The following is a 26,367-nucleotide window of genomic DNA, read 5'->3' on the forward strand; positions in this document are numbered from 1 at the left end:
AAAAGACAACCGGCTGGGCTCGCGCAGCACGGTTGCACACCCTACAAAGGAGACAACGGTGAAGAAGAGCATCTTGGCCGCCGTGGCAGCCGCGACGGCGCTCGCCGCGCCAGCGGTCCTGGCGCAGAATGATTTCCCCAGCAAGCCCATACGCATGATCGTGACATTCCCGCCGGGCGGGAGCACGGATTTGATCGCGCGGGTCATGGCCCCCGTCATGTCGAAGAACCTGGGCCAGCAGGTCGTGGTCGAGAACAAGGGCGGAGCGGGCGGCAATATCGGCGCCGAAGCGGTGGCGCGCTCGGCACCCGACGGATATACCCTGGTCTTCAGCGGCGCGGGTGCGTTGGGCATCAACAGCGTGCTGTACCGCTCCATGCCGTTCAACCCGGTCAAGGACCTGGCGCCCGTCAGCCTGGTTGCCACGTCGCCGTTCGTACTGGTCGGGCCGGCCAATTCCCCCTACAAGGACGTGCAGGCCTTGCTTGCCGACGCCAAGGCCTCGCCGGGCAAGCTGTCGCTGGGGCATGGCGGGCAGGGGACGGTCATGCATCTGGCCAGCGAGCTGTTCAACCAGCTAGGGCAGGTCAAGACGGTACTGGTGCCGTACAAGGGGACGGGCCCGGCCACGACCGATGCCTTGGCGGGCCAGATACCGCTGGCAATGAGCGATACCCCCAGCGCGGTGCCCTATATCAAGGAAGGGCGGCTGAAGGCCTTCGCGGTGACGACCAGCGAACGGTCGTCGTCGCTGCCGGACGTGCCCACCTTGGCGGAGGCCGGCATGAAGGGCTACGAGGCCATGGGCTGGTTTGCGATCGCCGTGCCGGCAGGAACGCCTGACCCCATCATCAAGCGGCTGAATCAAGCCATTACTGCCGCGCTGAACGATCCGCAGGTCATCGAGCGGGTACGCGCCGCGGGCGCGGATCCCAGTCCGACTTCGCCCGAGGAACTGCAAAAACTGATCGCCACCGATATTGCCAAGTGGGGCGACATCGTCAAGCAGGTGGGGCTGAACCTGAATTAACATGAAATAATTGGCGCATGAATATTTCTTTGCGCCAACTACGAGCCTTCCTCGGTGTTGCGGCATCAGGCAATTTCACCAGGACGGCCCAGCGATTGCATCTGAGCCAGGCCGGGCTCAGTGCCACCATCCGGGAACTCGAGTCCCAGCTCAATACCCGGTTGTTCGAACGCACCACCCGCGCGGTGGTGCTGACCGAAGCCGGCAAGGCATTTCTTCCGTCGGCCGAGCTGGTCGAGCGCGAACTGACGGCCGCCGCGGCCCGCCTGAAGGAAATGGGAAGGCAGGAAGGGACCGCGCTGCGCTTGGCGTTTACGCCGCTCATGGCGGCCAACGTGGTGCCCGAGACGCTCAAGCGCTTCCATGCCGAGTGTCCGGGCGTGGACGTCGAAATCATCGCCGGCAGCCCGCTCGAGATCCAGCAACTGGCCGAAACGGGCGAAATCGATGCCGCCTTCGGCGCTTTCTTCACCAAGGTTTCGGGGTTGGTGCGCAAGCCGTTGGCGTCGTCCGGACTGCTGGCCGTCTACGCGCCCAGCCGGTTCAGCCCGGTGCCTTCCGCGCCGGGCGAGGACGACACCACCTGGGAAATCCTGCGTGGCCAGCCGTACGTCGCCCTGACGGGGGACAGCCCCATCCAGCAACTGGCTGAAGAAGCGCTGTTCAAGTACCAGGTGGACATCGGCGCCCGCATGGCTGTCCAGCACCTCGATACGGCGCTGGGCATGGCCGAGCAGGGGTTCGGCATCGCCATCGTCCCCGCATTTTCGCAAAGCGCCTGTGCGCGCTATGCGGTCGAGCTGCGGCGCATCAGCCCGGCCGTGAAGTTCGATTTCAGCTACGTCATGCGCACCGGCGCGCCGGTGCCGCAGACCTTGGCCCGGTTCGCCGCCATCTTCAAAGCGGTGATGGAACAGGACTGAGCCGGTCCCGCGGCTACACCGGCACGGTTTCCACGTCGTAGGTGAACAGCCATTCGTAGCGTTCCTTGACCCGCTCTTCCTGCCACTCGCGGTTGACGTAGGCTGCGGCGCCTTCGGCGTGTGCAAGTTCGCGGTTGTGGAAGCGCTTGGCATTGGCGTTGGAGCCGTTGATGACGCCAGCCGTGCGTTCCTTGCGGGCTTCTTCGTAGCGCTGCAGAGCGTGCTCGGGATCATCGGCATAGGCACGCAGCGCCCGTGCCAGGATATAGCCGTCCTCGAGTGCCATGCCGGCTCCCTGCGCCAGGAAGGGCAGGGTAGGATGGCAGGCGTCGCCCAGCAGCGACACGCGGCCGCGGCTCCAGCTCGCCATGGGATCGCGCACCATCAGCGCCCACTTGTATGGAACGTCGATGGCCCGCACCAGGGTATGCACGTCCTCGTTCCAGCCCTTAAGGTCCGCCAGGCACTCCTCGGTGGTGCCGCGTTCGGTCCAGGATTCGACCTGCCAGTCGGACCGCTCCACCGCGGCAACGAAATTGACCAGCTTGTACGCGCGCAGCGGATAGTGGATGACGTGGGCGCCCGGGCCCACCCAATTCACGCCGACGGGGCGCCGCAGTTGATCCGGCAGCTTTTCTGCCTCGATCACGCCGCGCCAAGCCACAAGGCCCGAGAAAGAGGGACGATCCGCGCCGAAGAGTTGCGCACGAACCTGGGAATGCACCCCATCGGCACCGATCAGCACATCACCCTCGAAGCGACGGCCGTCGGCGGTATGCACCGTGACGCTGTCGGCGTGCTGCTCGAAGCGGACGAACTTGGCGCCCAGCACCAGCGCATCGGGATCCTCTTGCTGCACGCCGGCCGCGATCGCCTGGTGCAGGTCGGCGCGGTGCGCGGTCAGGTAGGGATAGCCATAGAGCTCGCGCGAGACGTCGCCCAGGTTGAAAAGCGTCCAGGTCTGGCCCGTGTTCCAGAGGCGTACGATCTTGCCTTCGGGCTCGCAGGCCTGCTCCATCACGCTTTTTTCCAGCCCCAGCGCGTACAGCACGTGGACCGCGTTGGGACCGAGCTGGATGCCCGCCCCGACTTCCTTGAGCGCGGTGGCCTGTTCGAGGATGCGGACGTCGAAACCTTGTTGGAGAAGGGCGAGCCCGGCGGTGAGTCCGCCCAGGCCGGCACCGGCGATGATGATGCGCATGGATCAGTCCAATGAAGTGTTGGTGCGTTTGATCAGTTCGGCCCAGCGTTGGGTATCGCCAACCAGGAACCGCTTGAATTCTTCGGGCGTAGTCTTGGTCACGTCCTGGCCGCCGCTTTTCATTTGCGCGACCAGTTCGGGATCGTCCTGTGCCGCATGCAGCGCGGCGTTGAGCTTGCGCACGACCTCGGGCGGCGTACCGGCGGGGGCGACCAGGCCGGTCCATGAGTAGGACTCGAAGTCTTGTCCATAGATTTCGCGCACGGTGGGAACCTGCGGCATGTCGGGCGAGCGCGTAGCGCCCGCGGTGGCTAGTACCTTGGCGCGGCCCGATTCCAGGTAAGGCCGCACGACGGTGATCGTCTCCAGCGTCATTTCGATCTGGCCGCCGAGCATGTCGGCCAGCGCCGGCGCGCCGCCCTTGTAGGGCACATGCAGCAGCTTGGCGCCCGATACTTCCTTGAACCATTCGCCGGTCAGGTGGTTGATCGAGCCGTTGCCCGCCGAGCCGTAGGAAACCTTGTGCTTGGCGGCGTACTCGGTCAGCGCCTGCAGACTGTCGACTTCCAGCGAAGCGCGTACCACCAGCAGGATGGGGCTGCGGGCCACCAAGCCTATGTGCTCGAACGACTTGACGGGGGAGTAGGGAAGGTTGCGGTAGAGTCCGGGCGCTACGCCCAGGCTGCTGGTGCTGGCCCACAGCAGCGTATGGCCGTCCGGCTTGGCGCGCGCCACGTAGGCCGAACCCACGGTGCCGCCCGCGCCGGCCCGGTTCTCGACCACGACAGGCTGGCCCAGCTGCCGGGCCAGGGTTTTGCCTAGGAGCCGGGCCGTGGTGTCCGTCGGCCCGCCGGGCGGGAAGGGCACGACTATGGTGACCGGGCCTTCCGGAAAGTTCGCGGCCTGCGGCGCGGCGCCGAATGTCGCGATGGCAGTGGCAAGAATGCCCAGGCATATGCGGCGCCGCGAGGCCGCCGTCTTGTCGGCTGGTGCGTTCATCGTCGTCCCCTCTCTGCTGTTATAGGTGCGAGGGGCAATATAGGACGAGCGCCCAGCCAGTTGAATCACATAATAATTATCGGATCACAAGGAATTTCGATAGAAACGCCGCGTGCCGCCGCAGCCGTCACGCCGACCCGATCCGCCGGCTGCGCAAGTCGTCGATCACGGTACGCAGCAAGCCGCGCAGAGTCTTGATTTCCTTGGCGCTCAGGCTACGCAGCGCATCCTGCTCGAGCATGGCCATTTCGTGGCTGCCGGACTCCACCACGTCGCGCCCGGCGGCGGTCAGCGTGATACGCAGGATGCGGCGGTTGTTGGCGTCTTCCTTGCGTTCGAGCAAGCCGCGTTCTTCCAGCGTAGCCAGCAGCTGGCCCATGGATTGCGGCGTGACGTAGAAGCGGCGGGACAGGTCCGCGGACGAGAGTCCTTCGCGGTGCGCGACCACGGACAACACGGTGAACTGGATGCCCGTGACCCCATAAGGCTTGAGGATGGCATCGCTGAAGTTTCTAAGGGGATGGTGAACCTGAGAAATCAGGTAAGTGGTGCTTGGCCCGTTGAACGGCTCGTTGGCGTGCTCGGTGGACAAGAATGGCTCCGTGGACGACTGGTTGTTGCCAGTGTAAGGCAGACTTATTCGTCCGAGCCAGCGGAGCGCACCGAAGCCACGGCTTCGATGCGGCGGTACGCACGACGTTAGCGGACGTCGACGGCGTCTTTCAGGACCTTGGCGGCGCTGAATGCGGGGGCCTTGCGCGCGGCGATCTGGATGGCCTCGCCGGTGCGGGGGTTGCGGCCGGTCTTGGCGGCTTTTTCTTTCACCGAGAACTTTCCGACGCCAGGCAGCACGACCTCGTCGCCCTGGGCCAGCGAGGCGCGCAGCGCATCGCCCAACGCATCGATGAAGGCTTCGGAGACATTCTTGGGTTGTTGAGTGCGCTCGGCGAGAGCGTCGATCAGTTCCTTCTTGGTGCGCATGCGTACTCCTTAAAAAATACGGCAGACCGCCGGAGTGGCTGGCTGCCTCTGCACAGAGCCGGCATTCAAACAATCTTGGAGAAGAAATGCAAGTCCGGCCACGGGTGACCGCGCCTTGCGCTCATGCCTGCGAAAGCGGCTACTGCGGGCGCGTTGCCCCACCTTACCCCAAAAAAAAGGAAAATTTGCAACAGCCGTAGCGCGCATGTTGCTGAGGAATGCGCTCAAATTCCCGGGGAAGGCAACAATTTCGCCGATTTTTACGTGAAAAAGCGAATTTTACGCATTTGATGATGCGGTGCAGCTTGCTTACCATGTGCGCTGACACCGGCTGCCGGTGCATCGATTGGTTGTGAAGGAGTCCCTCATGCAAGCAGATCCTGCCGTGGCCACCGCGGCTCGGCCCGTTACATCTCGCCGCAATTGCACATCCTGGGATGTGGAGGCGATCCTGGGTTTGTACGAGCTGCCGTTTGCCGACCTGCTCTATCGCGCCCAGCAAGTCCATAGGCAGCACTTCGACGCCAACACCATCCAATTGTCCACCTTGCTGTCGATCAAGACGGGAGGGTGCCCGGAGGATTGCGCCTATTGTCCCCAGTCGGCGCGCTACGAAACCGGTGTCGAGGCCGAGAAGCTGCTGCCTATGGACGAGGTGCTGGAGGCAGCCCGCGCGGCCAAGGCCAATGGCGCTACGCGCTTCTGCATGGGGGCGGCCTGGCGCAGCCCCAAGCCCCACCAGGTCGACGCCGTTGCCGGAATGGTGCAGGCGGTCAAGGCTATGGGGCTGGAAACCTGCGTGACGCTGGGCATGCTGCGCGACGGCCAGGCCGAGCAACTGCGCGAAGCGGGCCTGGACTACTACAACCACAACCTCGATACGTCGCCCGAGTTCTACGGGCAGATCATTACGACGCGCACCTACCAGGATAGGCTCGATACGTTGAACCGGGTGCGCGATGCCGGCATCAAGGTCTGCTGCGGCGGCATCGTCGGCCTGGGCGAATCGCGCCGCGAGCGGGCCGGGCTCATCGCACAGCTCGCCAACCTCGATCCCTATCCCGAGTCAGTGCCCATCAATAATCTCGTACGCGTCGAAGGGACGCCGCTGGCGGTCAACGAGGCCGTGGATCCTTTCGAGTTCGTGCGCACCATCGCCGTGGCGCGCATCACCATGCCGCAAGCAATGGTGCGGTTGTCCGCGGGGCGCGAGCAAATGGACGACGCATTGCAGGCCTTGTGCTTCATGGCGGGGGCCAATTCGATGTTCTACGGCGATCGCCTGCTCACCACCGAGAACCCCCAAGCGGAGGCGGATCGGCAACTGCTGCGGCGACTCGGCATGCGCGCCGATACCGGCGCTCACTAGCCGGGAACGTGCATGCCGCTTCTTCATGTCGCCCCGGGCGTTGCGATCGAGGAGGACGAGGTCGTCGTGACGATGATCCGCGCCCAGGGCGCCGGAGGGCAGAACGTCAACAAAGTGTCGAGCGCCGTCCATCTGCGTTTCGACATCGGCGCGTCTTCACTGCCCGAGGACTGGAAGCAGGCATTGCTGCAGAAGAAGGATAGGCGTATTACCAGTGCCGGCGTGGTGGTGATCAAGGCCCAGGCCTACCGCAGCCAGGAGAAGAACCGCGCCGACGCACTGGAGCGGCTGGGGGTCTTGCTGGCCTCGGTGGCCGAGCCGCCCAAGCCGCGCAAGCCCACCCGGCCAACGAAAGGCTCGCAGCAGCGCCGCCTGCAGCGCAAGGTGCAGCATGGCGAAATCAAGCGGCTGCGGGGCCGCGTGAACGAGGACTGAAAGGGCTGCCCTCGTTTTACAGCCCCAGCTTCTTCCAACCTTCAAGACCGAGTTCCCGCAGCGTTTCGATGTTGTGTTCGTAGATGCGCTCGGCATCCGGGAACGCCTCGACCGCGCGGTCCACGCTGGCTTCGCGCAACAGGTGGAGAATGGGGTAGGGCGAGCGGTTGCTGTAGTTTTCGATGTCGTCCGGTTCCGTATCGGCGAACTGGTAGTCCGGGTGGAAACTGGCGACCTGGATTTCGCCGGCCAGGCCCAACGCTTCCACGGCCGCATCGGCGTCATCCAGGAAATCATTGTAGTCATGGAAATCGGCCAGCGTCCAAGGATGGACAAGCAATAGGGTATCCACGCGCTCCGGATCGCTTTGCGCCAGTTCGCGCAGCGCGCTGGCGAGGTCCTCGAGCAGCGCGTCCGGGTCCCGGGCATCGCTGACCCGATAGGCGATCTGGTCCTTGATATGGACGGCCTTGGCAAAGGGGCACAGGTTCAGCCCGATGACGGCCTTCTCCAGCCACGTACGGACGGCGGCGATGATGGCCTCGTGGGAAAGCGCATCGGAGGGGGACGTGAACATGTCTGTCAGCTTATACGGACGTCGGGCGAGGCCAGGGCTCGCTGTTCGGGTTCAAGGTGGATGACGATCGAACTGCCTTCGACATAGCGCTGGATGGCATCTTCCAGCCGGTCGCAGATGGCATGTGCGGCGGCGACCGGCATGTCGCCCGGAACGACCAGGTTGAATTCGATGAAGACGCGCGAGCCGGATCGCCGCGAGCGCAGCATATTGGCCTGCATCGCGCCCGTCGCGGTGTCGCGGATGATCTGCCGCACGCCGGCGACGATTTCCTCGGGTAGCGCTTCGTCCATGAGGCCGCCGACCGATTCGCGCATCAGCCGCCATCCCGACCACAGTATGTGCAGGGCAACCAGGCCGGCCACGATGGCGTCCAGGCGCAGCCACCCGGTCAGCGCGACCAGGGCTACCCCCGCCGCCACGCCGACCGACGATATGACATCGGTCCATAGGTGGCGGCCGTCGGCCACCAGCGCCGGAGAGCGCCACCGGCGGCCATAGCGCATCAGCATGGCCCCCCAGACCCCGTTGATCAAGGTGGCGGCCAGGTTGATGGCGGTGCCGAGCAGCGGCGTTTCCAGCGGGCGGGGACGCAGGAAGCCTTCATAGGCTTCCCGCAGGATGGTGAACGCGGCCACGAGGATCAGCGTGCTTTCCAGCACAGCCGAGAGGTATTCGGCTTTATTGTGGCCATAGGGATGGTTGGAGTCGGCGGGAATGGCGCTTACCGAAACCGCGATCAGCGTGACGACGGCGGTGGCGACATTGATGATGCTCTCAAGGGCATCGGAGTAGAGTGCAATGCTGCCAGTGAGCAGGTAGCCCACATATTTCATGCCGAGGACGATGACGCCCACGGCAATCGTTACCACGCTGAATCGGGCGGCACGTGTGGGCAATCAGCGGCCTCCCAGCCCGGGCAGCAAGCCTCGCAGGTCCGGCAACTGGAAGGAGCCGCTGGGCAGCTCGAAACGTTGGGACGCCGGAGGGCGGTCATCGATGGCTTCTACCTTGAAGCGGTCACCGAAGCGCAACAGGCCCAGCCCGTCGGCCTGCAGGCGGGCGGCCAGCTCGTCGGCCCCCTTGGGCAGCAGCGTGCCGGCCAGCTTCGCCAGCGTCTTGCCCAGCCTCACCGCTGCCGAGGTCAGTTCGCTCGCCGCAGGGGACGGCGACAGTACCAGCTCCTCGGTGCGGCGCCGCCGCTGGCCGTCTTCATAGGTCAAGACGTAGACGGTACCATCGAGCCCGGCGACCGTTTCCCGCCGCGTCGTCGGCTGCAGCGAAACGATGGCGCTGACCTGCTCGAGCGCGGCGGTGGGGCTCGGCATCAGGCCACCGGCCACCCGCATGAGATCGGCTGCTTCCATTACGACCTGCTGGCCGTTGACGCTGCTGACCGCATAGACCTTGCCGCCACGGGACAGCAGGTAGGTATTCGGCTGCTGGGGCGAGGCGGCACGCAGGTGGTCGCCCGAGTATTCGACGGAGGCGGAGAAGGGGCGGCCCTGGTCATCCACGCCAGCCAGTTTTGCGGTGCCTGCCGCGTGAGCGAGCAGGGGTAGGAATAAAGCCGCCGCGACGGCAATCCGTAGCATCATGATCCTGGCTCCATGCACACCGACGGTGAGCGCCTAAAGGGGCTTGGACCGCCGGGGCCGGATGACGTTGCGTAAAAGTTGTTGCGCCGCCGGTCAGCCCAGCGGCGGGGTTTCCGTGACCGGGCGGAATTCGCCTGTCGCAGGATCGCGTATCAGCAGCACACCGGTCGCCACGCCGAAGTAGGCGCCATGCAATTGCAGCTGGCCGCGTTCGACGAGGATGCGGACACAGGGAAAGCTCATCAGGTTGGCGAGGCTGTGTTCGACCGTCGCCAGCTCGAGTTGCCTGATATACATGGCTGGATTCTCGCCCGGCGGGACAATGCGTTCGACCACCGGCGCGATCTGCTGCATCCACTTGCCGATGAAGTCGCCCGGGGAAAGCGGGTCGGCGCTATTGGCGAAGGCTGAAATGCCGCCGCACAGCGCATGGCCCAGCACCACGATGTGCTTGACGCGCAGGGACTGCACCGCGAACTCCAGCGCTGCGCTGGTGCCGTGGTAGTTCTGGGTGCCGCCTTCATAAGGCGGGACGAGATTGGCAACGTTGCGAACGACGAAGATCTCGCCCGGGCCGGCGTCGAAGATCACTTCGGGGGCCACGCGCGAATCGCAACAGCCTATAACCATGATTTCGGGCTTCTGGCCCTTTTCGGCGAGCGTCTGATAGCGGGCGCGCTCGTCATTGAAGCGGCCGCCGAGGAACGAGCGGTAGCCGTCCGTGAGTCGTGCTGGAAACATTCTTCACCTGTTGCATGCCCGCCGCCAGGGCGGGGAGAAAGAATGATACCAGCCCGGCTGCCGCCTGGAACGGGCCGCGGGTCTTAGCGGGCGCCGTCCTGCCGGGCGCGCAGCCGCAGTACGGCCTGGGAAAGCAGGTGGAGCGGGTCTTCGGAGGCCACGACGGCCCTGTCGTTCAGCGTCAGCACCAGTACGCCGGCCGGAAGCTCGATCAGTTTCAGGGCCCCCGGCGGGATGGCCACCCCTGCCTTGGGCGCAATGATCTTCAGGGTAGTCAGCAGAGCGGCCATTTCTTCCCGGTCGTAGATCGGGTGCCAGTGCGACAGCCGGTCCAGGACCTCGCTGTACAGCGATTCGCCGGGGCTTTGCAGCGATTGCTCCACACCGAAAATCTGGGCGCTCCACAGCCCCCGTTCGTCGGTCTCGATGGTGACGGCGTGCGCCGGGATATCCGGGCGCAGCGGCGAGACGACCGACCGCAGATGCGCCTCGGCGGTATAGCGTGTCTCGCGCGTCGTGGGTGGAATACGCATGGCGGGCGTCCCCTTCGTTCACAGGCCCAGCTTAGCGGCCCGCTTCGCCATGAGGGGTTACAGCGCCGTTGCGGTCATTTCCGGGTTTAACAGGGCGATGGAGACTTATTCCGGCTGGACGCCCGCAGCTTCCGCCACTTTCCGCCAGCGGGTCACTTCGCTGGCGACGAAGGCGGCGAACTGGTCGCCGGACATGGGCTTGGCCACTTCGCTGCCGGTCGCCTCGATGCGCTTGATGTAGTCCGGATCGCTGGCAATCTTGGTGATTTCGGCATTCAGGCGCGCCGTGACGTCGGCCGGCATGCCGGCAGGGCCGAACAGACCGGTCCAGGTCGTGACGTTCAGTCCGGACAGGCCGCCTTCCTTGAAGGTAGGCACATCGGGCAGGGAGGCCGAACGCGCTTCGCTGCTGATAGCCAGGGCGCGCAACTTGCCTGCGCGCACCGAGGAGAGGGTATTGGGGATGGTCTCGAGCATCAGCTCGACCTGGCCGCCCAGCAGGTCGGGCATCGCGGCGCCACCCCCTTTATAGGGAATGTGCGTAATGTCGACCTTCGCTTCGGACTTGAACAGCTCTCCGCCGAGATGCGAGATCGCGCCTATGCCGGCCGAGGCGTAGGACAGTTTGTCCGGGTTGGCCCGGGCATAATCAACCAGTTCTTTCAGGTTCTTGACCGGCAGCTTGGGGTGGACGACCAGCACCAGCGGACCGTCCTGCAGCCTGCCGATAGCGGTAAAGCTCTTGCTGACGTCGAAGGGGAGGGTTTTCTTCAGCACGGCATTGATGGCGTGCGTGCCGATGGTGCCGAACAGTAGGGTGTAGCCGTCGGCCTGGGCGCGCGAGACATAGTCGGAGGCGATGATGCCGCCCGCGCCCGGCTTGTTCTCTATGATGACCGGCTGCCCCAGGCGTTGAGCCAGGGAAGCGCCGAATGCACGCGCCAGGATGTCGGAAGAGCCACCGGCTGCAAACGGCACCACGATAGTGACGGGACGGGCGGGATAACCTTGGGCATGGGCGCCGCCGGCCAGGCCCAGGGATGCGATCGCTGCGGCAACACAGGTGGGCAGCGCATATTTTCTCAAAGCCATGGTAATGCTCTCTCGACGAAAAAATGGGAAGAAAATATTTATCCGGCCGAACCGGCTCAGGTATTCCGGATTTTTATCCGGGTGTCTCTTCCTAAAGTAATTCGTGCAAACCAGACGATTTGCGCAAACCATGGCCGGGTATCAGGAACAACCGATAGATGAGTGATGTAAAAACCCAGTATGGTGTTTCGTATATGGTCCAATGGTTAATTGGTGACACACTATAAGGCGGTGTCTTGGCCTGTCAAGAAATTTTTCCCGCCGCTTGTCAAAACTGGCGTGAGACGGGAAGATAGCAACAAGCTATGCAAATAATGCATTTCTGTTAAGCGAAAAAACATGGATTTCAAGCAGCTGGAGCACTTTGTCCGGGTGGCCGAACACGGCAGTTTCAGCCGCGCCGCCGCCGCGCTCGGGGTGGGGCAGCCGTTCCTGAGCCGGCAGATCCGCCAACTGGAGGTGGAACTGCGCAAGACGCTATTCCATCGCCACGGGCGGGGCATTGCGTTGACCGATGCCGGCGAGCAATTCTGCCTGTTCGCCCGCAGCGTGCTTCAACAGTTCGACGCGGCGACCCAGGTATTGTCCCGCTCGGAAACCGAGATCACGGGCCGCGTGGTGGTCGGCATGCCGCCGTCCCTGGGGCGCGTGCTTACCGTGCCGCTGGTCCGTGCTTTCAGCGAGCGCTTTCCGCTGGCCAGGCTGACCATCGTCGAAGCCTTGAGCATGACGCTGTACGAGCGGCTGATATCCGATAAGCTCGACGCGGCGTTGATGTACGACCCCTCCGTTTCGACGCTGACCGAAATCGAGCCCATCGTCCGCGAGCCCTTGTGCCTGATCCTGCGCAAGACCGAGGAAAGCGGGGACAGCAAGCCGCTGGCCTTCTCCCATCTTGCCGAGCATAGGCTGATCTTTCCCACCGAGCCCCACCCGCTGCGCACGCTCGTGGAAACCGAGGCCACACGCCAGGGCATCGCGCTGGACATCGCCTTCGAGATCGATGGGGTAGAAGCCATCGTGGCGCTGGTGGACAAGGGATTCGGCGCGGCCGTGGTGCCCTACAACCTGGTGCGTGCCGGCATGCAAAGTACCGAATTGCGGATCTGTCCGCTGGTCGAGCCGGTCATCGCGGCCAGCATCGGCCTGGTGACCCACAGCCGGCGTCCCCCGACGCTGCTGACGACAAAAACCGTGGACCTGCTGCGGCAAACCGCGGCCGATACCTTGGTGGGCAGCGAGCCTATCGACTGAGTAATGCGAAAAGTGCATAACTAGTAGTCGAGCTCGATGCTAGCTGAAATGCCGGGCAAGGAGCATGATTCGCTCCATACCGGAGGGGTACGGATTGGGTGCCCTCGCATTTTTATTTTCCGGATTTATTTTCGCCGAGTCAGGGAGCAGATTATGAAATACGAATGCATCACCGTTACCCCGATATCTCCGCATATTGGCGCGGAAATCGGAAATATCGATCTCACCCGGCCCCTGACGGACCAGGAAGTGACCGAACTGAAGGCGGCATTCATCGAATTCCAGGTTATTTTCTTCAGAAACCAGAAAATCAGTTTCGAAGACCAGATCCGTACCGCGAGTTATTTCGGTCCGCTCGGCAAGCACGTCGGCGTCAATACCATCAGCAAGACCACGGATAACCCGTACGTGCGCAAGTTCCACTACGACGAGACCTCCAAGCAGATCTCGGGCGAGAACTTCCATAGCGACCAGTCCTGCGCGCCTATCCCGCCGCTGGGCAGCATGCTGTACAACCACACCGTGCCTCCCCATGGCGGCGGCGACACCATGTTCGCAAGCATGTATGCCGCCTACGACGCCTTGTCGCCCCGGATGAAGACCTACCTCGAGGGCCTCACCGCGACCCACGACGGCACCCGGGTGTTCGGCCCCGGCACGCCCATCTCGTCGCATCCGGTCATCGTCAAGCATCCGGAAAGCGGCAAGAAGCTGATTTTCGTGAATACCGATTTCACCGCGCGCATCAACGAATTGCCCAAGCTGGAAGGCGACCGGATCCTGCAATTCCTGGTGGATCATTGCAACAAGCCCGAATGGACCTGCCGCTTCCGCTGGGAACCCCATTCGATCGCGTTCTGGGATAACCGCTGTACTCATCACAAGGCGATCTGGGACTACTGGCCCCACGTTCGTTCGGGCTTCCGCGTGCAGGTCGAGGGCACGGAGCCGCCGAAGGCCGGCTGACCTCACATCTCCGAGACCCCGGGCATTTAGTTTGCGGCGCCCGGCGCCCTCAGGCATGCGCCCCCGCATGCTTGAAGGCGCCGAGGCGCCGCGATACATTTTTGGCATGCATGCGCGGCGGCGCTGCAGGTTTTCGCCCCGGGGTCCGGCCTGTAGACCGGGCAGGCGGCGAGACGATCGCAAATCGAATCGGAGGCTAGATGGACGTCTTTGAAACGATTTCGGCCCAGGTGACGGCCACCCGATTGCCTATCTACGCGGTTACCGCGGCGACGGTCCCGCGGCGTGATACGCCCATCATTCTTATCATCCACTGGCATGGCTTTGCGCGGGAGACGCCGTTGAGGCTGCCCGGCATCCCGGTGCCGTTGCGCTCGGTGGCGGGCTCGGCATTGCAAATCGAGGCGCGCGGCGAAGGCATCGAAGAGATCGAGCAGTCCTTGCTCGATGCCGCCTGGCAGCTGGGCGCGTGGGACTTGGAGCGCCAGGTGGGCCGGCCCTGGTGGCGGCTGGGCGCACCGGCCAGCGAGGCGCTGGCAGGGCACCGCGCCTTTGGTGACTATCCCGATGCCGATGACGGCGAGCCCGGCGTCGTCATGGAAGCGCCGGACCGCGATGAATTGATGCGCATGGCGGCCCACAAAGGCTACGTGCGCTGGCTGTTCCGCCCCCGCAAGGGGGGCTTGTGGGGGGAGGTCGCCGACGAGGACAGCACCCTCGACAGCGCTGGGGGTAGGGCGCTGCCGTGCCCGTTCGCGCCGTATCCGCTTGAAACGGCCCGCGCCGGGCGGGCTGTTTATCGCCTCGGCAAGGTCGACCGCATTATTTTCTGATTGTTTCAATTGGATACAAATGGCGTGCGCCTCGGCCTCTTGAAGGCCGAGGCGGCGCTCATATTTTCGCTCCGCAGCAATAGCCTGCCAGGCGCCCATCCCAACGGGGGCGCCGGTATCCCTTTTTGATGATCTGCAATCGCTTAGGAGATTGATCATGAAGATTCGTCCCCTTCACGACCGGGTGATCGTCAAGCGGATCGAACAGCAACGCAAGACGGCCTCGGGGATCGTGATCCCGGACACTGCGGCGGAAAAGCCCGAACAGGGGGAAGTCGTCGCGGCGGGACCCGGCAAGACGCTCGATGACGGCAGCGTGCGACCGCTGCAGCTCAAGGTCGGCGACCACGTGCTGTTCGGCAAGTACGCCGGCCAGACCGTGAAGATCGATGGCGAGGAATTCCTCGTCATGCGTGAAGAAGACGTACTGGGGGTCCTCGAGGGTGACCAGGGGGAACTCAAGAAAGCTGCCTGACGATCGAACGGCTACGAGGAGAAAAACATGAGTGCGAAAGACGTCAAGTTTCACGATAGCGCCCGTGCCCGTGTCGTGCAGGGCGTCAACATACTGGCCGATGCGGTCAAGGTGACCCTCGGTCCCAAGGGCCGCAACGTGCTGCTCGAACGCAGCTTCGGCGCTCCGGTCGTGACCAAGGACGGTGTGTCGGTGGCCAAGGAAATCGAACTCAAGGACAAGTTCGAGAACATGGGGGCGCAGATCGTCAAGCAGGTCGCCTCCAAGACCGCCGACGTCGCCGGCGATGGCACCACCACCGCCACGGTGCTGGCCCAGGCCATCGTGCAGGAGGGCATGAAGTATGTCGCCTCCGGCATGAATCCGATGGACCTCAAGCGCGGCATCGACAAGGCCGTATCGACGGTAGTCGACGAGCTGCGCAAGCTTTCCAAGCCTATCTCGACCGGCAAGGAAATCGCCCAGGTCGCGGCGCTGTCGGCCAACGCCGATGAAGCGGTGGGCAAGATCATTGCCGAGGCCATGGACAAGGTCGGCAAGGAAGGCGTGATTACCGTCGAGGACGGCAAGTCGTTGGAAAACGAACTCGACATCGTCGAGGGAATGCAGTTCGACCGCGGCTACCTGAGCCCGTACTTCATCAATGAGCCGGAGAAGCAGATCGTCCAGCTCGATGATCCGCTGATCCTGCTGCACGACAAGAAGATCTCCAACATCCGCGAGCTCCTGCCTGTGCTCGAGACGGCCGCCAAGGCGGGCAAGCCCTTGCTGATCGTGGCCGAGGACGTGGACGGCGAAGCGCTCGCGACCCTGGTGGTCAACGCCATGCGCGGCGTGCTGAAGGTCGCGGCGGTCAAGGCGCCAGGCTTCGGCGACCGGCGCAAGGCCATGCTGGAAGACATCGCCATCCTCACCGGCGCCACGGTCATTTCCGAGGAAACTGGCAAGCAGCTCGACAAGGCGACGCTGGAAGACCTGGGCCGGGCCAAGCGGGTCGAGGTCCAGAAGGAAAACACTATCATCATCGACGGTGCCGGCGAGCAGTCGCGCATCGATGCCCGGGTCAAGTCCATCCAGACCCAGATCGAGCAGGCCACCAGCGACTACGACCGCGAGAAGCTGCAGGAGCGCGTCGCCAAGCTTGCCGGCGGCGTGGCCGTGATCAAGGTCGGCGCGGCAACCGAAGTGGAAATGAAGGAGAAAAAGGACCGCGTCGACGACGCCTTGCACGCCACGCGTGCCGCCGTGGACGAAGGTATCGTGCCGGGCGGCGGCGTTGCGCTGCTGCGTGCGCGAGCCGCGGTCGAACAGCTCAAGGGCGCCAATGCCGACCAGGATGCGGGCATACGCATCGTGCAACGTGCGCTGGAAGCCCCGTTGCGCGCCATCGTCGCCAATGCGGGCGAAGAGCCGTCGGTCGTAGTGTCCAAGGTGCTCGAAGGCAAGGGCAACTTCGGCTATAACGCCGCCACCGGGGAATACGGCGACCTGGTCGCGATCGGCGTGGTGGACCCCACCAAGGTGACTCGCACCGCACTGCAGAATGCGGCCTCCATCGCCGGGCTGATCCTTACCACCGACGCTACGGTGGCCGAGCTGCCCAAGGAAGAAAAGGCCCCGGCTCCTGCCGCCGGCGGCATGGACTTCTAAGCAGCCGCCTCGTTGCCCCACGCAACCGCGCCGTTTCCCCGGCGCGGTTTTTTTTGCTCGTCCCCTGCCGGTGCACGCCTTGCGCCCCATCGACCTAGGGTTTATCCGGCTGTCCGCATGGCGCGGGCGCCGTTGACATCCCGCCGCTTCGTCTCCACTATTCACCAAATAGTGAATTAAGTGCAAACCACCCGCTGATACGGAGACAACGCATGGCTACACAACGACTCGGCCTCATCATGCACGGGGTAACCGGCCGCATGGGGATGAACCAGCACCTGATCCGGTCCATCGTGGCCATACGCAACCAGGGCGGGGTCACACTATCCAGCGGCGACAGGGTCATGCCGGATCCGGTCCTGATCGGCCGCAACGCGGAAAAAATCGAAGCGCTCGCACGCGCCTACGACATTCCGCGGTGGGGGACCAACCTGGACGAGGCCCTGGCCAATCCGGACGACACGATTTTTTTCGATGCGGGAACGACGCAGATGCGTCCTACGCTCCTGGCCAAGGCCATTCGGGCGGGCAAGCACGTCTATTGCGAAAAGCCTATTGCCACCAATCTCAATGAAGCGGTAGAAATCTGCCGGCTGGCCGAGAACTCGGGCCTCAAGCACGGTGCCGTGCAGGACAAGCTCTTCCTGCCCGGGCTGCGCAAACTGGATATGCTCAACAAGGCGGGCTTCTTCGGCAAGATCCTCTCGGTGCGCATCGAGTTCGGCTACTGGGTATTCGAGGGGGACTTGCAGCCCATACAGCGCCCCTCCTGGAACTACCGTACCGAGGATGGGGGCGGCATCATCCTCGACATGGTCTGCCACTGGCGCTATGTGCTGGACAACCTGTTTGGCGAAGTCCAGGCGGTGTCGTGCCTGGGCAAGACCCATATCCCCACGCGCTGGGACGAAGCCGGCAAGCCCTACGAGGCCACGGCCGACGACGCCTGCTATGCCACTTTCGAGCTCGCGGGCGGCGTGGTCGCCCAGGTCAACAGCTCGTGGGTCACGCGGGTCCGGCGCGACGACCTCGTGACCTTCCATGTCGACGGCACGCATGGATCGGCGGTCGCCGGGCTGACCGACTGCCGGACCCAGTCGCGCGTCAACACGCCCAAGCCGGTCTGGAATCCCGACGTCAAGCAGACCATGCCGTTCTTCGAGCAGTGGCAGGAGGTGCCCGACACCCAGGTCTACGACAACGGGTTCAAGGTGCAGTGGGAACACTTCATCCGCCATGTCGTGGAAGATGCTCCCTATCGGTGGACGCTGCCTGAAGGCGCCAAGGGGGTACAGCTGGTCGAGGCGGCGCTGCAAAGCTGGAAAGAACGCCGGTGGGTAGACGTGCCCAGGCTGGATGTCGGGGCCGCGCGATGAGCCTGTCCATCACCTTGCCTTTGAGCCAGGGACTGTCGCGCTACGAACTGCGTGCTGCCGCCCCGTTCGAGCCGCCGGCCACTCCCCGGTTCAATCGCATTGCGTATTCGGCCGCTCATGTGGTGAGCGATCCGTTGGCTGACGTCGATCCTTGGCTGCAGTGCTCGGTGGACTGGGACGCGACTATCGCGTATCGCCAGCGTCTATGGGCCCTGGGCCTGGGCGTGGCAGAGGCCATGGATACGGCCCAGCGCGGCATGGGCTTGGACTGGCCCACCTCGCTGGCGTTGATCCGCCGTTCGTTGGAAGCGGCGCGCGACGTGCCGGGCGCGCTCGTTGCGTCGGGATGCGGGACGGACCAGCTGGCGCCCGAGGCTGCGCGCAACGTAGATGACGTCATCCGCGCCTACGAGGAACAGATGGAGGCCATCGAGGCCCTGGGCGGGCGGCTGATCGTGATGGCCAGCCGTGCCCTGGCCCGGGTGGCCCGGGGCCCTGCCGATTATGAACGGGTCTATGAGCGCGTCCTGGGCCAAGCACGCCAGCCTGTCATCTTGCACTGGCTGGGGGACATGTTCGATCCCGCGCTTAAGGGCTACTGGGGCAGCGAGAACCTCGATGCGGCCATGGAAGCGGCGCTGGGCGTCATCACCGCCCATCCGGGCAAAGTGGACGGCATCAAGATCTCGTTGCTGGACAAGGGCAGGGAAATCGCCATGCGGCGGCGCCTGCCCGCCGGCGTGCGCATGTATACCGGCGACGACTTCAACTACGCCGAGCTGATCGCAGGGGACGGCCAGGGGGAATTGCCGACCCACCGGCACAGCGATGCGCTGCTGGGCATCTTCGATGCCATCGCGCCTGCCGCCAGCGCCGCGCTGGGCGAACTGGCCGCCGGCAACCGCGACCGGTTCAACCAGATCCTGCAGCCTACGGTGCCGCTGTCCCGCCATATCTTTGCTGCGCCCACGCGCTTCTACAAGACAGGGATTGTGTTCATGGCCTGGCTCAACGGCCATCAGGATCATTTCACCATGGTGGGCGGGCAGCAAAGCGCCCGTTCGCTGGCGCATTTCGCCGAACTGTTCCGCCTGGCCGATGCGGCCGGACTGCTCGAGAAACCGGAGCTGGCCGTGCACCGCATGCGGACCTTGCTGGCCCTGCACGGCCTGTAGGACGAATCATGCGAGATTTCTCCAACGATCACTCATGGATGTCCATCAACACGGCCACCGTGCGCAAGGCACAGGGCAAGGAAGTGCCGCTGCTGGACATTCTCGATGCCTGTGCCCGCCACCAGATACGTGCCATTTCCCCGTGGCGGGACCAGGTGGCCGCCGCGGGGCTGCAAGCGGTATCGCGCGCGGTGCGCAGCCACGGCCTGGCCTTGTCGGGTTACTGCCGAGGCGGCATGTTCACGGCCGTGGATGACGAGGGTCTGGCGCGCGCGCGGGACGACAACCGCCGCGCGGTGGACGAGGCCTGCGAGCTGAACGCGGCCTGCCTGGTGCTGGTGGTAGGAGGGCTGCCGGGCGCCCTGGAGGGCAAGGCCGGTTATCACGACCTCGCGCACGCCCGCGGGCAAGTGACGGAAGGCATCGGGCAGTTGCTCGAATACGCGCGAGAACGCAAGATGCCGATTGCCATCGAGCCCCTGCACCCGATGTATGCGGCCGATCGCGCTTGCATCAATACCTTGGAGCAGGCGCTGGACGTATGCGATCTGCTCGATCCGGCAGGCACCGGCGATATCGGGGTGGCGGTGGACCTGTATCACGTATGGTGGGACCCGAAACTGCAGGCGCAAATCGAGCGGGCCGGAAAGCGCCGCTTGCTGGCGTTCCACGTCTGCGACTGGCTGACGCCGACGACGGATTTGCTGAACGACCGGGGCATGATGGGGGATGGCGTGATCGAGATTCCGAAGGTGCGGGCATGGGTGGAGTCCCAGGGTTTCTCCGGCTACAGCGAGGTGGAGATCTTCTCTTCCCGCTGGTGGTCGCGCGATACCGATGACATCCTGCGTACCTGCGTCGAGCGGCATCGCACCGTGGTCTGACGGGCCGGTTCATACCTTGTTACGGCCGTGCGCGGTTTGTGACCGCATCCGCGGTCGAGCTGCCGTAGTCTGGCCTCTGGCAAACATGCCGGGGTGGACCGATGGAAAGCGGACTATGGGAACAGGTATGGAGCGCGGCCTCGCAGGAGTTCTCGGACCTTCCGGACGCGGGCGAATTTACCCGCGTATTCGTGCGCCTGGTGGTCGCCATCGTACTGGGGGGATTGCTGGGACTGGAGCGCGAAAGCCGCGGCACGTCGGCGGGGCTGCGCACCCATATGCTGGTGGCATTGGGCGCGGCCTTGTTCGTACTCGTACCCTTGCAGGGAGGCATGCAAGTGGCGGACATGAGCCGGGTGCTGCAAGGCGTGATCGCAGGCATAGGCTTTCTCGGTGCAGGCGCCATCCTCAAAGATAACAACCGCGAGATCCACGGCTTGACCACCGCCGCCAGCATCTGGCTCACGGCGGCCATCGGCATCGCCGCCGGCATGGGCAGGGAAATGACCGCCATCCTGAGTACATTGTTTGCCTTGGTGATCCTGGCGTTGATACGCAAGTTCACGCATGATCGTAAGACGCCCCCCCCTACGCGCTGACGCGCGCCCCCCAGGGGGCGGCACTGGCGGACCGGCAAAGCCGGATCCGCGGTGCCCTCGATCTAATCCCGCTTTCTTGGGTTGGAGCACCGTTGCTGTCGCGGGCTGCCAGCGGTAGCAACGGTGTGGCAATTCAAGAAATTCTCACTAGACCCAGGGCACCGCGGATCCGGCTTTGCCGGTCCGCCAGTGCCGCCCTTGAGGGGAGTGACCGAAGGTCACTTGGGGTGGGCTTTCCTTCCGGTCCGCCAGTGCCGCCCCTTGAGGGGAGTGACCGAAGGTCACTTGGGGTGGGCCTTCCTTCAGCGCGTAGGGGGGGGGACAACAACAACAGCAACAGCTCAGCAGAAGTTCCGGCTGGAGACCGCCAGCTTGCCCAGGAGAGGGGTCAGGTCGACCAGGCGCTTGGCTAGCAGGTGGTGTACGCCCTCGTGGGATTGCCAGGTGCCGTATACGCCCAGCAGCGGCGCGCCGACGAGTTCGCGGCGCTGGCGTTCTGCCAGGCCAGGCCAGACGATGACGTTGACTTGCCCGGTTTCGTCTTCCAGCGTGACGAAGATGGCGCCCTTGGCGGTGCCGGGGCGCTGGCGCACGGTGACGATGCCGCAGGCGCGCGCGAGGCGGCGGTCGGGGTAGCGCTTCAACACTTCGGCCGGCATGAAGCCGCGCCGGGTCAGGCGATCCCGCAGCAAGGCCAGCGGATGGCGCCGCAGGGTCATTTTCAGGGTCTCGTAGTCGGCGCGGATGTCGTCGGCCTCGTTGGGGGCCTCGAGCGGAGGGGCCGGTTCGTGGACCATCGCATCGCGCAGCAGGTCGCGCTGGGGCGAGCTGTCGGTGGCTTCCCAGAGGGCTGCGCGCCGGTGGCCCGAGAGGGCGCGCAGCGCATCGGCGGCGGCGAGCGCCTGCAGGGCGCGGCGGTCGAGATCGGCACGCCGGGCAAGATCGGGAACGTCCCGGAAAGGCACCTGCTCGCGCGCGGCCTGGATGCGCCGGCCTGCGTTTTCGGGCAGGCCTTGCACCTGGTTGAGGCCCAGCCGCACCGCCGGCCGTTCGCCGGCCGGTTCGAGCCTGGCTTCCCAATCGCTGAGGAGGACGTCGACGGCACGCACTTCTACGCCATGGCGCTGGGCGTCCTGGATCAATTGATAGGACGAGTAAAACCCCATGGGCTGGCTGTTGAGCAAGGCGGCGAGGAAAGACTCCGGCTCATGACGCTTGAGCCAGGAACTGGCGTAGGCGAGCAGCGCGAAGCTGGCAGCATGCGATTCGGGAAAGCCGTATTCGCCGAAGCCCTGGATCTGGCGGCAGATGGCTTCGGCGAACTCACGCTCGTAGCCGTTCATGAGCATGCCGTCGATGATGCGCTCGTAGTGCCGCTCCAGGTCGCCCTTGCGTTTCCAGGCTGCCATGGATCGGCGCAGGCCATCGGCATCGCCTTCGCTGTAGCCGGCCGCGAGCATGGCGATCTGCATTACTTGTTCCTGGAAGATCGGGACCCCGCACGTGCGCGCCAGGGCCTGCTTGATCTTGGGGCTGGGGTAGGTAATTTTTTCCGGATGATGGCGCCGCGCCAGGTAGGGATGGACCATGCCGCCCTGGATGGGACCGGGCCGGACGATGGCGACCTGGATGGTGAGGTCGTACAGGGTCTGGGGGCGCAGCCGCGGCAGCATGCTCATCTGCGCGCGCGATTCGATCTGGAAGACGCCTATGGTGTCTGCTTCGCAGATCATCTTGTAGGTCGCCTCGTCCCCTTGGGGTATGGAATAGAGCTTCAGGTCGGATTGCCGGCGCTGGTTGGCGAACTCCAACGCCCGCCTCAGCGCCGTCAGCATGCCCAGTGCCAGTACGTCGACCTTGAGCAGGCCGACCGCGTCCAGATCGTCCTTGTCCCATTGCACGACACTGCGGTTGGGCATGGCGGCGTTCTCGATGGGTACGAGGCGCGACAACGGGCCGCGCGACATGACGAAGCCGCCGGGATGCTGGGACAGATGGCGGGGAAAGCCCAGCAGCTGTTCGGTCAGGCCGGCCCAAAGCTGTGCCGCTGGCGAATCGGCCGCCAGTCCGCATTCCTGGAAGCGCTTCAGGATGTTCTGCTTGCCGTCCCACCATTGATGGGCCTTGGCGACCCGGTCGACCAGGGCGAGATCGATGCCCAAGGCGCGCCCGACGTCGCGTAGCGCACTGCGCGAACGGTAAGTGATGACCACGCCGGTCAGCGCGGCGCGCTGGCGGCCGTACTTCCCGTAGATGTACTGGATGACTTCTTCGCGGCGCTGGTGCTCGAAGTCGACGTCGATATCGGGAGGTTCGTTGCGCTCCTTGCTGATGAAGCGTCCGAACAAGGTGTTTTCGTGGGGAGGAATGGCCGTGATGCCCAGGCAATAGCAGACGGCGGAGTTGGCCGCCGATCCGCGGCCCTGGCAAAGAATGCCGCGGGTGTCGGCGAATTTGACGAGATCGTAGACGGTCAGGAAATAGGCTTCGTACTCGAGCTCGGCAATGAGCGCGAGTTCCCTTTCGAGCTTTTCCTCGACCGCCGGGGGAATGCCTTGGGGAAACCGCCTGCGCGCGCCTGCATAGGTTTCGCTGCGCAGGTAGGCGGCGGGCGTTTGTCCCGGGGGCACCAGTTCTTCGGGGTACTCGTATTTCAGCTCGTCGAGGCTGAAGGTGCACAGCCGGGCGATGCGCAGGCTTTCGTCCAGGGCCGCCTGAGGATAGACCTTGGCCAGATGCACGCGTGCCCGCAAATGCTGTTCGGCGTTGATGGCCAGTGCGTAGCCGCACTCGGCCACCGGCCGGCGCAGCCGGATGCCGCACAAGGTATCGTGCAGCGGCTTGCGCGAACGCACATGCATTTCCACCTGGCCCGTGGCAACCACCGGCAGGCCTCGTTCCCGCGCCACGCTTTCCACCGTGTCGCGGTGGCGGCCGTCCCCCGCGCGATTGAGCAGGCTCAGTGCCAGCCAGCACCGGCCAGGGAAGGTCGCGGCCAGCCAGTCAGCCTGTTCGCCCAGGTGGCCAGCCTCGATGCCATGGGCCGGGACGAGCAAGGCCAGGCATTCCGGCATGCCGCGCAAATGTTCGTATTCCGCCCGTGGGCGGGCGAGATCATCGGGCCGCAGCCGATAACTGCCTTTGGGTGCGCGCGAGCGGGCGAGCGTGATCAGCTCTGAAAGCTTGCCGTAGCCTTCCTTGTTCATGGCCAGCAGCACCAGTTCCAGGCAAGGGTTGCCGGCGTCGTCTTCGAGCCGGAACTGGCTGCCCAGGATCAGGGGCAGTCCCTGTTTCTTGGCCTGCACGTGGGCCCGGACCACGCCGGCCAGCGAGCATTCGTCGGTGATGGCAAGAGCGGCATAGCCCAGGGATGCGGCGCGTTCGACCATTTCCTCGGGCCAGGAGGCGCCGCGCAGGAAAGTGAAGTTGGTCAGGCATTGCAGTTCGGCATAGCCAGGAAGCCGGACGTCGAGGGAAGAAGGCGTATCCATGGCGGTCAGGCATACAGGCCGTGAAGATACCAGCGCGGTTCGTCCAGGGCGTGGTCGAGATAAATCCAATAGCGGATCTTGTCCTCGCTTTCCGCGACGAAATAGTCGCGCAAGACGGGGATGCCGTCCCACCAGCCGTTTTCGATGCGCTCGGGGCCGTGCAGAAGGCGCAGGGGCGTGCCGTAGTAGGGCCGGTGGTGGCGCATGACGAGCGCAATGGGCTGTTGCAGCAGCCAGAGCGGGCGTTCGGCGGCGAAGTCGCCGGCGCTTTCAGCCCGCTGGCCGCGGTCCAGGATGGGCAACCAGCGATTGGCGGCTTCCGGGCGATGGTCGGGATGCGGGCAGGGGGCCAGGACGCGATCGGGTCCCAGCCGCGCCACCAGCAGTTCCAGGAGGCGGGCATGATCCTGCGGCGTGCCGCCCGGCTCCGTGAAGAGGGTTGCGGAGGGCGTGGCGCGCGATACGATGGCGCCGGCTTGCAGGCCGACGGCAATGGCGGGGGCTTCCAGCACCAGCCGGTCCAGATGTTCCTTGAGCAGGCGTAGCAGGTGTTCGGGTTGCCAACCCGGATCCGCCAGGGCGATGGCCAGGCGGGTAGGGGGGCGGGCGTGGCGGCCGCGTTCGTGTTCTAGGACCAGAACGATGCTGCTCACAGCGGCCTGGGCAGCACCCAGCCAGCCTGCCAGTTGCTGGACGAGGCGCCGGGCCACTGCCAGTATGGCGTGGGAGTGCTCGATGCGGGCGAGCAATTCGATACGGGCCGAGAATTCCAGCGGTGCTTGGACCCAGTCGAAAAGCTCGGGCGCCTGCCCGCGTACCTGGTCGAGTGCCTGGATCAAGGCCGGGCCGCAGCGGCGTTGCAGGCCGGGGCGAGGCAGGCCCAGCAGGGCGGCCAAGGTGCGGCATCCGATGCCGTCGAGCCAGTCCTGGTAAGGACGGGCAGCAGGCAGCAAGGCACACGGGAGCTTCGATACCCGGCGCATCATCGGGGCCAGGCGCAGGACGCGCCGGGGCCCCGGCGCCGGACGGGCAGCGAGTAGCCAGGCGCCATGGGCCGTGGGTGCCATGCCGAGATGGGCATGGCACCCGAGTTGCCGCAGCGTGCCGCGCAGGCGTCGGCACAAGGCAACAGGGCCGCCGAAGGCGCGCAGGCTGGCGCCGACTTCGAGCAGCAGGCTGGCGTCCGGGCCGAAGGCGACTTCGGGGGTGTACTGCAGCATGGCGAGCGCGGCCGCATCGAGCAACTGCCGTTCGCGCAGCGCGTCGCGCTGGACGAATGCCGTGGCGGGTGCCAGTGCGCCGGCGCCTTTCTTGCGCATGCCGGGCCGCACGCCCAGCCGGCTGGCGGCCGGCGTGACGGCCACGACCGTGTCGTGATCCAGCACCGCCAGGGGGGCGGCCGCCTCATCCAGCCAGAGCGGGTTCAGGGCGTCGAGGCTGGGCTGGGTCAGATAGATGCCGATCCACAAACGCATGGCGAGGCTCGGAGGACAGGGGGACGCGGCCGGTTTTCCCGGCCGGAGAAAAGGCCGCCAGCGGCAGTAGCAGCGGCGCATCGGGCCGGGGGCCCCGGCGCTTGAGGACCTCGATCCGCAGGTGGCCGCCGGCGGCTTCCAGTTGCAAGCGCAGCGGAGCAGGCGAGGAAGCGCGCGCTGCCTGGATGGGGCGGAACATGAAGAAAGCGGTGTCGCCGGATTGGGCGGCCAGGTGCAGCCGGCGCAAGGCTGCCGCGTGCGGGTGCGATGACCAACACAGCAGGGCGCCGCAACTGCCGTGCTTGAGGATTTGTTCCGCCGCCCACAGGGCATCGCCTTCGCGCCCAGGGGCGATCCACAGCAGCTGTCCGATGGGAATACGGTAGGCCATCCAGGCCTGTGCACAGGGGACATGCGGCGGATGCAGCAGAACGATGCTGCGACCGGCGGGGACTTGCCGCAGCGCCGGCAATAGCAACCGTACTTCGCCTATGCCGGGCTGCGGGAGTAGCAGTTCGGTCAGGCTGCCCAGCGGCCATCCCCCGCCGGGCAGGCTGCGGGACAGCTCGGGGTAGCCGGTGTCCAGGCATGGACGGCTGGCATGCGCCAGCTGCGACCCCCGCCACAGGAGCGGGTGGATGGGGGCAGGGGCCGAAGACGAGAGGGTTTCCTGGGCAGGCATGACGGGCGAACGACAATGAGCCAATACT

26 protein-coding genes are annotated in these 26,367 nt (G+C 64.9%); 13 read left to right on the top strand and 13 right to left on the bottom strand.

From position 1 onward, the window contains the following. The first annotated feature begins 58 nt into the window (after positions 1–58). A complete protein-coding gene (locus tag QHC78_RS05985) occupies positions 59–1,030 on the top strand; it encodes a Bug family tripartite tricarboxylate transporter substrate binding protein (RefSeq protein WP_319742977.1) in 972 nt (323 codons plus the stop codon). Positions 1,031–1,047: 17 nt separating this feature from the next. Continuing rightward, positions 1,048–1,953 (top strand): LysR family transcriptional regulator, encoded by a 906-nt coding sequence (locus QHC78_RS05990; RefSeq protein WP_319742978.1) that lies wholly within the window; start codon positions 1,048–1,050, stop codon positions 1,951–1,953. Between the two features lie 13 nt (positions 1,954–1,966). Here the strand turns inward: QHC78_RS05990 and QHC78_RS05995 are convergent, their stop codons facing one another. The 4 genes from QHC78_RS05995 to QHC78_RS06010 form a co-directional block, all read right to left on the bottom strand. Then, the gene (locus QHC78_RS05995; protein ID WP_319742979.1) at positions 1,967–3,154 is read right to left on the bottom strand and encodes an FAD-dependent monooxygenase; all 1,188 of its coding nucleotides are present in this window, start codon (positions 3,152–3,154) and stop codon (positions 1,967–1,969) included. Positions 3,155–3,157: 3 nt separating this feature from the next. After that, the gene (locus QHC78_RS06000; protein ID WP_319742980.1) at positions 3,158–4,153 is read right to left on the bottom strand and encodes a Bug family tripartite tricarboxylate transporter substrate binding protein; all 996 of its coding nucleotides are present in this window, start codon (positions 4,151–4,153) and stop codon (positions 3,158–3,160) included. 127 nt (positions 4,154–4,280) lie between these two features. Continuing rightward, complete coding sequence (locus tag QHC78_RS06005; RefSeq protein WP_319742981.1) at positions 4,281–4,745, bottom strand: MarR family winged helix-turn-helix transcriptional regulator; 465 nt, start codon at positions 4,743–4,745, stop codon at positions 4,281–4,283. 107 nt (positions 4,746–4,852) lie between these two features. After that, positions 4,853–5,134, bottom strand: a complete 282-nt coding sequence (locus QHC78_RS06010) for an HU family DNA-binding protein (RefSeq protein ID WP_319742982.1) — start codon at positions 5,132–5,134, stop codon at positions 4,853–4,855. A 367-nt stretch (positions 5,135–5,501) separates the two neighbouring features. Between QHC78_RS06010 and bioB the strand changes: the two genes are divergently transcribed. Further along, positions 5,502–6,503 carry a biotin synthase BioB gene (bioB, locus tag QHC78_RS06015; protein ID WP_319742983.1) on the top strand — a complete coding sequence of 334 codons (1,002 nt, stop codon included), beginning with the start codon at positions 5,502–5,504 and terminating at the stop codon, positions 6,501–6,503. A gap of 12 nt (positions 6,504–6,515) precedes the next feature. Next, entirely contained in the window at positions 6,516–6,938 is a 423-nt protein-coding gene (gene arfB, locus QHC78_RS06020; protein ID WP_319742984.1) for an alternative ribosome rescue aminoacyl-tRNA hydrolase ArfB, read from the top strand. Between the two features lie 16 nt (positions 6,939–6,954). Here arfB and QHC78_RS06025 read toward each other — a convergent pair whose 3' ends face one another. The 6 genes from QHC78_RS06025 to QHC78_RS06050 form a co-directional block, all read right to left on the bottom strand. Further along, entirely contained in the window at positions 6,955–7,515 is a 561-nt protein-coding gene (locus tag QHC78_RS06025) for a DUF1415 domain-containing protein (protein ID WP_319742985.1), read from the bottom strand. Between the two features lie 5 nt (positions 7,516–7,520). Then, positions 7,521–8,414 (bottom strand): cation diffusion facilitator family transporter, encoded by an 894-nt coding sequence (locus QHC78_RS06030; RefSeq protein WP_319742986.1) that lies wholly within the window; start codon positions 8,412–8,414, stop codon positions 7,521–7,523. Beyond that, the gene (locus QHC78_RS06035) at positions 8,415–9,113 is read right to left on the bottom strand and encodes a hypothetical protein (RefSeq protein ID WP_319742987.1); all 699 of its coding nucleotides are present in this window, start codon (positions 9,111–9,113) and stop codon (positions 8,415–8,417) included. A gap of 93 nt (positions 9,114–9,206) precedes the next feature. Further along, positions 9,207–9,854, bottom strand: a complete 648-nt coding sequence (locus QHC78_RS06040) for a carbonic anhydrase (protein WP_319742988.1) — start codon at positions 9,852–9,854, stop codon at positions 9,207–9,209. A gap of 83 nt (positions 9,855–9,937) precedes the next feature. Next, the gene (locus QHC78_RS06045) at positions 9,938–10,387 is read right to left on the bottom strand and encodes a hypothetical protein (protein ID WP_319742989.1); all 450 of its coding nucleotides are present in this window, start codon (positions 10,385–10,387) and stop codon (positions 9,938–9,940) included. Positions 10,388–10,492: 105 nt separating this feature from the next. After that, entirely contained in the window at positions 10,493–11,479 is a 987-nt protein-coding gene (locus QHC78_RS06050) for a Bug family tripartite tricarboxylate transporter substrate binding protein (RefSeq protein WP_319742990.1), read from the bottom strand. Between the two features lie 339 nt (positions 11,480–11,818). Between QHC78_RS06050 and QHC78_RS06055 the strand changes: the two genes are divergently transcribed. From QHC78_RS06055 to QHC78_RS06095, 9 genes are all read left to right on the top strand, one after another. After that, the gene (locus tag QHC78_RS06055) at positions 11,819–12,733 is read left to right on the top strand and encodes a LysR family transcriptional regulator (RefSeq protein WP_319742991.1); all 915 of its coding nucleotides are present in this window, start codon (positions 11,819–11,821) and stop codon (positions 12,731–12,733) included. A gap of 153 nt (positions 12,734–12,886) precedes the next feature. Beyond that, positions 12,887–13,699, top strand: coding sequence for a TauD/TfdA dioxygenase family protein (locus QHC78_RS06060; RefSeq protein WP_319742992.1), 813 nt, complete (start codon positions 12,887–12,889; stop codon positions 13,697–13,699). A gap of 200 nt (positions 13,700–13,899) precedes the next feature. Then, entirely contained in the window at positions 13,900–14,532 is a 633-nt protein-coding gene (locus QHC78_RS06065) for a diguanylate cyclase (RefSeq protein WP_319742993.1), read from the top strand. A gap of 157 nt (positions 14,533–14,689) precedes the next feature. Further along, a complete protein-coding gene (groES, locus tag QHC78_RS06070; RefSeq protein WP_319742994.1) occupies positions 14,690–15,007 on the top strand; it encodes a co-chaperone GroES in 318 nt (105 codons plus the stop codon). 27 nt (positions 15,008–15,034) lie between these two features. Next, a complete protein-coding gene (gene groL, locus QHC78_RS06075) occupies positions 15,035–16,657 on the top strand; it encodes a chaperonin GroEL (protein ID WP_319742995.1) in 1,623 nt (540 codons plus the stop codon). Between the two features lie 212 nt (positions 16,658–16,869). Beyond that, positions 16,870–18,033 (top strand): Gfo/Idh/MocA family protein, encoded by a 1,164-nt coding sequence (locus tag QHC78_RS06080; RefSeq protein WP_319742996.1) that lies wholly within the window; start codon positions 16,870–16,872, stop codon positions 18,031–18,033. Further along, positions 18,030–19,208 (top strand): dihydrodipicolinate synthase family protein, encoded by a 1,179-nt coding sequence (locus QHC78_RS06085; protein ID WP_319742997.1) that lies wholly within the window; start codon positions 18,030–18,032, stop codon positions 19,206–19,208. The genes QHC78_RS06080 and QHC78_RS06085 overlap by 4 nt, the downstream gene beginning before the upstream one ends. 8 nt (positions 19,209–19,216) lie before the next feature. Next, positions 19,217–20,092, top strand: coding sequence for a sugar phosphate isomerase/epimerase family protein (locus QHC78_RS06090; RefSeq protein WP_319742998.1), 876 nt, complete (start codon positions 19,217–19,219; stop codon positions 20,090–20,092). Positions 20,093–20,193: 101 nt separating this feature from the next. After that, positions 20,194–20,691: an MgtC/SapB family protein gene (locus tag QHC78_RS06095; protein ID WP_319742999.1), complete on the top strand. Its 498-nt coding sequence runs from the start codon at positions 20,194–20,196 to the stop codon at positions 20,689–20,691. 341 nt (positions 20,692–21,032) lie between these two features. Here QHC78_RS06095 and QHC78_RS06100 read toward each other — a convergent pair whose 3' ends face one another. The 3 genes from QHC78_RS06100 to imuA are packed head-to-tail and all read right to left on the bottom strand — an operon-like array spanning position 21,033 to position 26,339. Further along, complete coding sequence (locus QHC78_RS06100) at positions 21,033–24,182, bottom strand: error-prone DNA polymerase (RefSeq protein WP_319743000.1); 3,150 nt, start codon at positions 24,180–24,182, stop codon at positions 21,033–21,035. A 5-nt stretch (positions 24,183–24,187) separates the two neighbouring features. Then, entirely contained in the window at positions 24,188–25,657 is a 1,470-nt protein-coding gene (locus QHC78_RS06105; RefSeq protein WP_319743001.1) for a Y-family DNA polymerase, read from the bottom strand. Continuing rightward, entirely contained in the window at positions 25,587–26,339 is a 753-nt protein-coding gene (gene imuA, locus QHC78_RS06110) for a translesion DNA synthesis-associated protein ImuA (protein WP_319743002.1), read from the bottom strand. Before imuA ends, QHC78_RS06105 begins: the two co-directional genes overlap by 71 nt. Positions 26,340–26,367: the final 28 nt, after the last annotated feature.

Origin of the sequence: Pigmentiphaga sp., assembly GCF_033795525.1 — a bacterium.
Lineage (GTDB): Bacteria > Pseudomonadota > Gammaproteobacteria > Burkholderiales > Burkholderiaceae_B > Pigmentiphaga.

What these genes read in the sequence shown, in the direction of transcription:
- QHC78_RS06045 (WP_319742989.1), bottom strand. Translation starts at nt 10,387, where the DNA reads ATGCGTATTCCACCCACGACGCGCGAGACACGCTATACCGCCGAGGCG.
- bioB (WP_319742983.1), top strand. Translation starts at nt 5,502, where the DNA reads ATGCAAGCAGATCCTGCCGTGGCCACCGCGGCTCGGCCCGTTACATCT.
- QHC78_RS06080 (WP_319742996.1), top strand. Translation starts at nt 16,870, where the DNA reads ATGGCTACACAACGACTCGGCCTCATCATGCACGGGGTAACCGGCCGC.
- groL (WP_319742995.1), top strand. Translation starts at nt 15,035, where the DNA reads ATGAGTGCGAAAGACGTCAAGTTTCACGATAGCGCCCGTGCCCGTGTC.
- arfB (WP_319742984.1), top strand. Translation starts at nt 6,516, where the DNA reads ATGCCGCTTCTTCATGTCGCCCCGGGCGTTGCGATCGAGGAGGACGAG.
- groES (WP_319742994.1), top strand. Translation starts at nt 14,690, where the DNA reads ATGAAGATTCGTCCCCTTCACGACCGGGTGATCGTCAAGCGGATCGAA.
- QHC78_RS06025 (WP_319742985.1), bottom strand. Translation starts at nt 7,515, where the DNA reads ATGTTCACGTCCCCCTCCGATGCGCTTTCCCACGAGGCCATCATCGCC.
- QHC78_RS06085 (WP_319742997.1), top strand. Translation starts at nt 18,030, where the DNA reads ATGAGCCTGTCCATCACCTTGCCTTTGAGCCAGGGACTGTCGCGCTAC.
- QHC78_RS06060 (WP_319742992.1), top strand. Translation starts at nt 12,887, where the DNA reads ATGAAATACGAATGCATCACCGTTACCCCGATATCTCCGCATATTGGC.
- QHC78_RS06105 (WP_319743001.1), bottom strand. Translation starts at nt 25,657, where the DNA reads ATGCGTTTGTGGATCGGCATCTATCTGACCCAGCCCAGCCTCGACGCC.
- QHC78_RS06040 (WP_319742988.1), bottom strand. Translation starts at nt 9,854, where the DNA reads ATGTTTCCAGCACGACTCACGGACGGCTACCGCTCGTTCCTCGGCGGC.
- QHC78_RS06000 (WP_319742980.1), bottom strand. Translation starts at nt 4,153, where the DNA reads ATGAACGCACCAGCCGACAAGACGGCGGCCTCGCGGCGCCGCATATGC.
- QHC78_RS05995 (WP_319742979.1), bottom strand. Translation starts at nt 3,154, where the DNA reads ATGCGCATCATCATCGCCGGTGCCGGCCTGGGCGGACTCACCGCCGGG.
- QHC78_RS06095 (WP_319742999.1), top strand. Translation starts at nt 20,194, where the DNA reads ATGGAAAGCGGACTATGGGAACAGGTATGGAGCGCGGCCTCGCAGGAG.
- QHC78_RS06010 (WP_319742982.1), bottom strand. Translation starts at nt 5,134, where the DNA reads ATGCGCACCAAGAAGGAACTGATCGACGCTCTCGCCGAGCGCACTCAA.
- QHC78_RS06050 (WP_319742990.1), bottom strand. Translation starts at nt 11,479, where the DNA reads ATGGCTTTGAGAAAATATGCGCTGCCCACCTGTGTTGCCGCAGCGATC.
- QHC78_RS06065 (WP_319742993.1), top strand. Translation starts at nt 13,900, where the DNA reads ATGGACGTCTTTGAAACGATTTCGGCCCAGGTGACGGCCACCCGATTG.
- QHC78_RS06055 (WP_319742991.1), top strand. Translation starts at nt 11,819, where the DNA reads ATGGATTTCAAGCAGCTGGAGCACTTTGTCCGGGTGGCCGAACACGGC.
- imuA (WP_319743002.1), bottom strand. Translation starts at nt 26,339, where the DNA reads ATGCCTGCCCAGGAAACCCTCTCGTCTTCGGCCCCTGCCCCCATCCAC.
- QHC78_RS06035 (WP_319742987.1), bottom strand. Translation starts at nt 9,113, where the DNA reads ATGATGCTACGGATTGCCGTCGCGGCGGCTTTATTCCTACCCCTGCTC.
- QHC78_RS06090 (WP_319742998.1), top strand. Translation starts at nt 19,217, where the DNA reads ATGCGAGATTTCTCCAACGATCACTCATGGATGTCCATCAACACGGCC.
- QHC78_RS05990 (WP_319742978.1), top strand. Translation starts at nt 1,048, where the DNA reads ATGAATATTTCTTTGCGCCAACTACGAGCCTTCCTCGGTGTTGCGGCA.
- QHC78_RS06100 (WP_319743000.1), bottom strand. Translation starts at nt 24,182, where the DNA reads ATGGATACGCCTTCTTCCCTCGACGTCCGGCTTCCTGGCTATGCCGAA.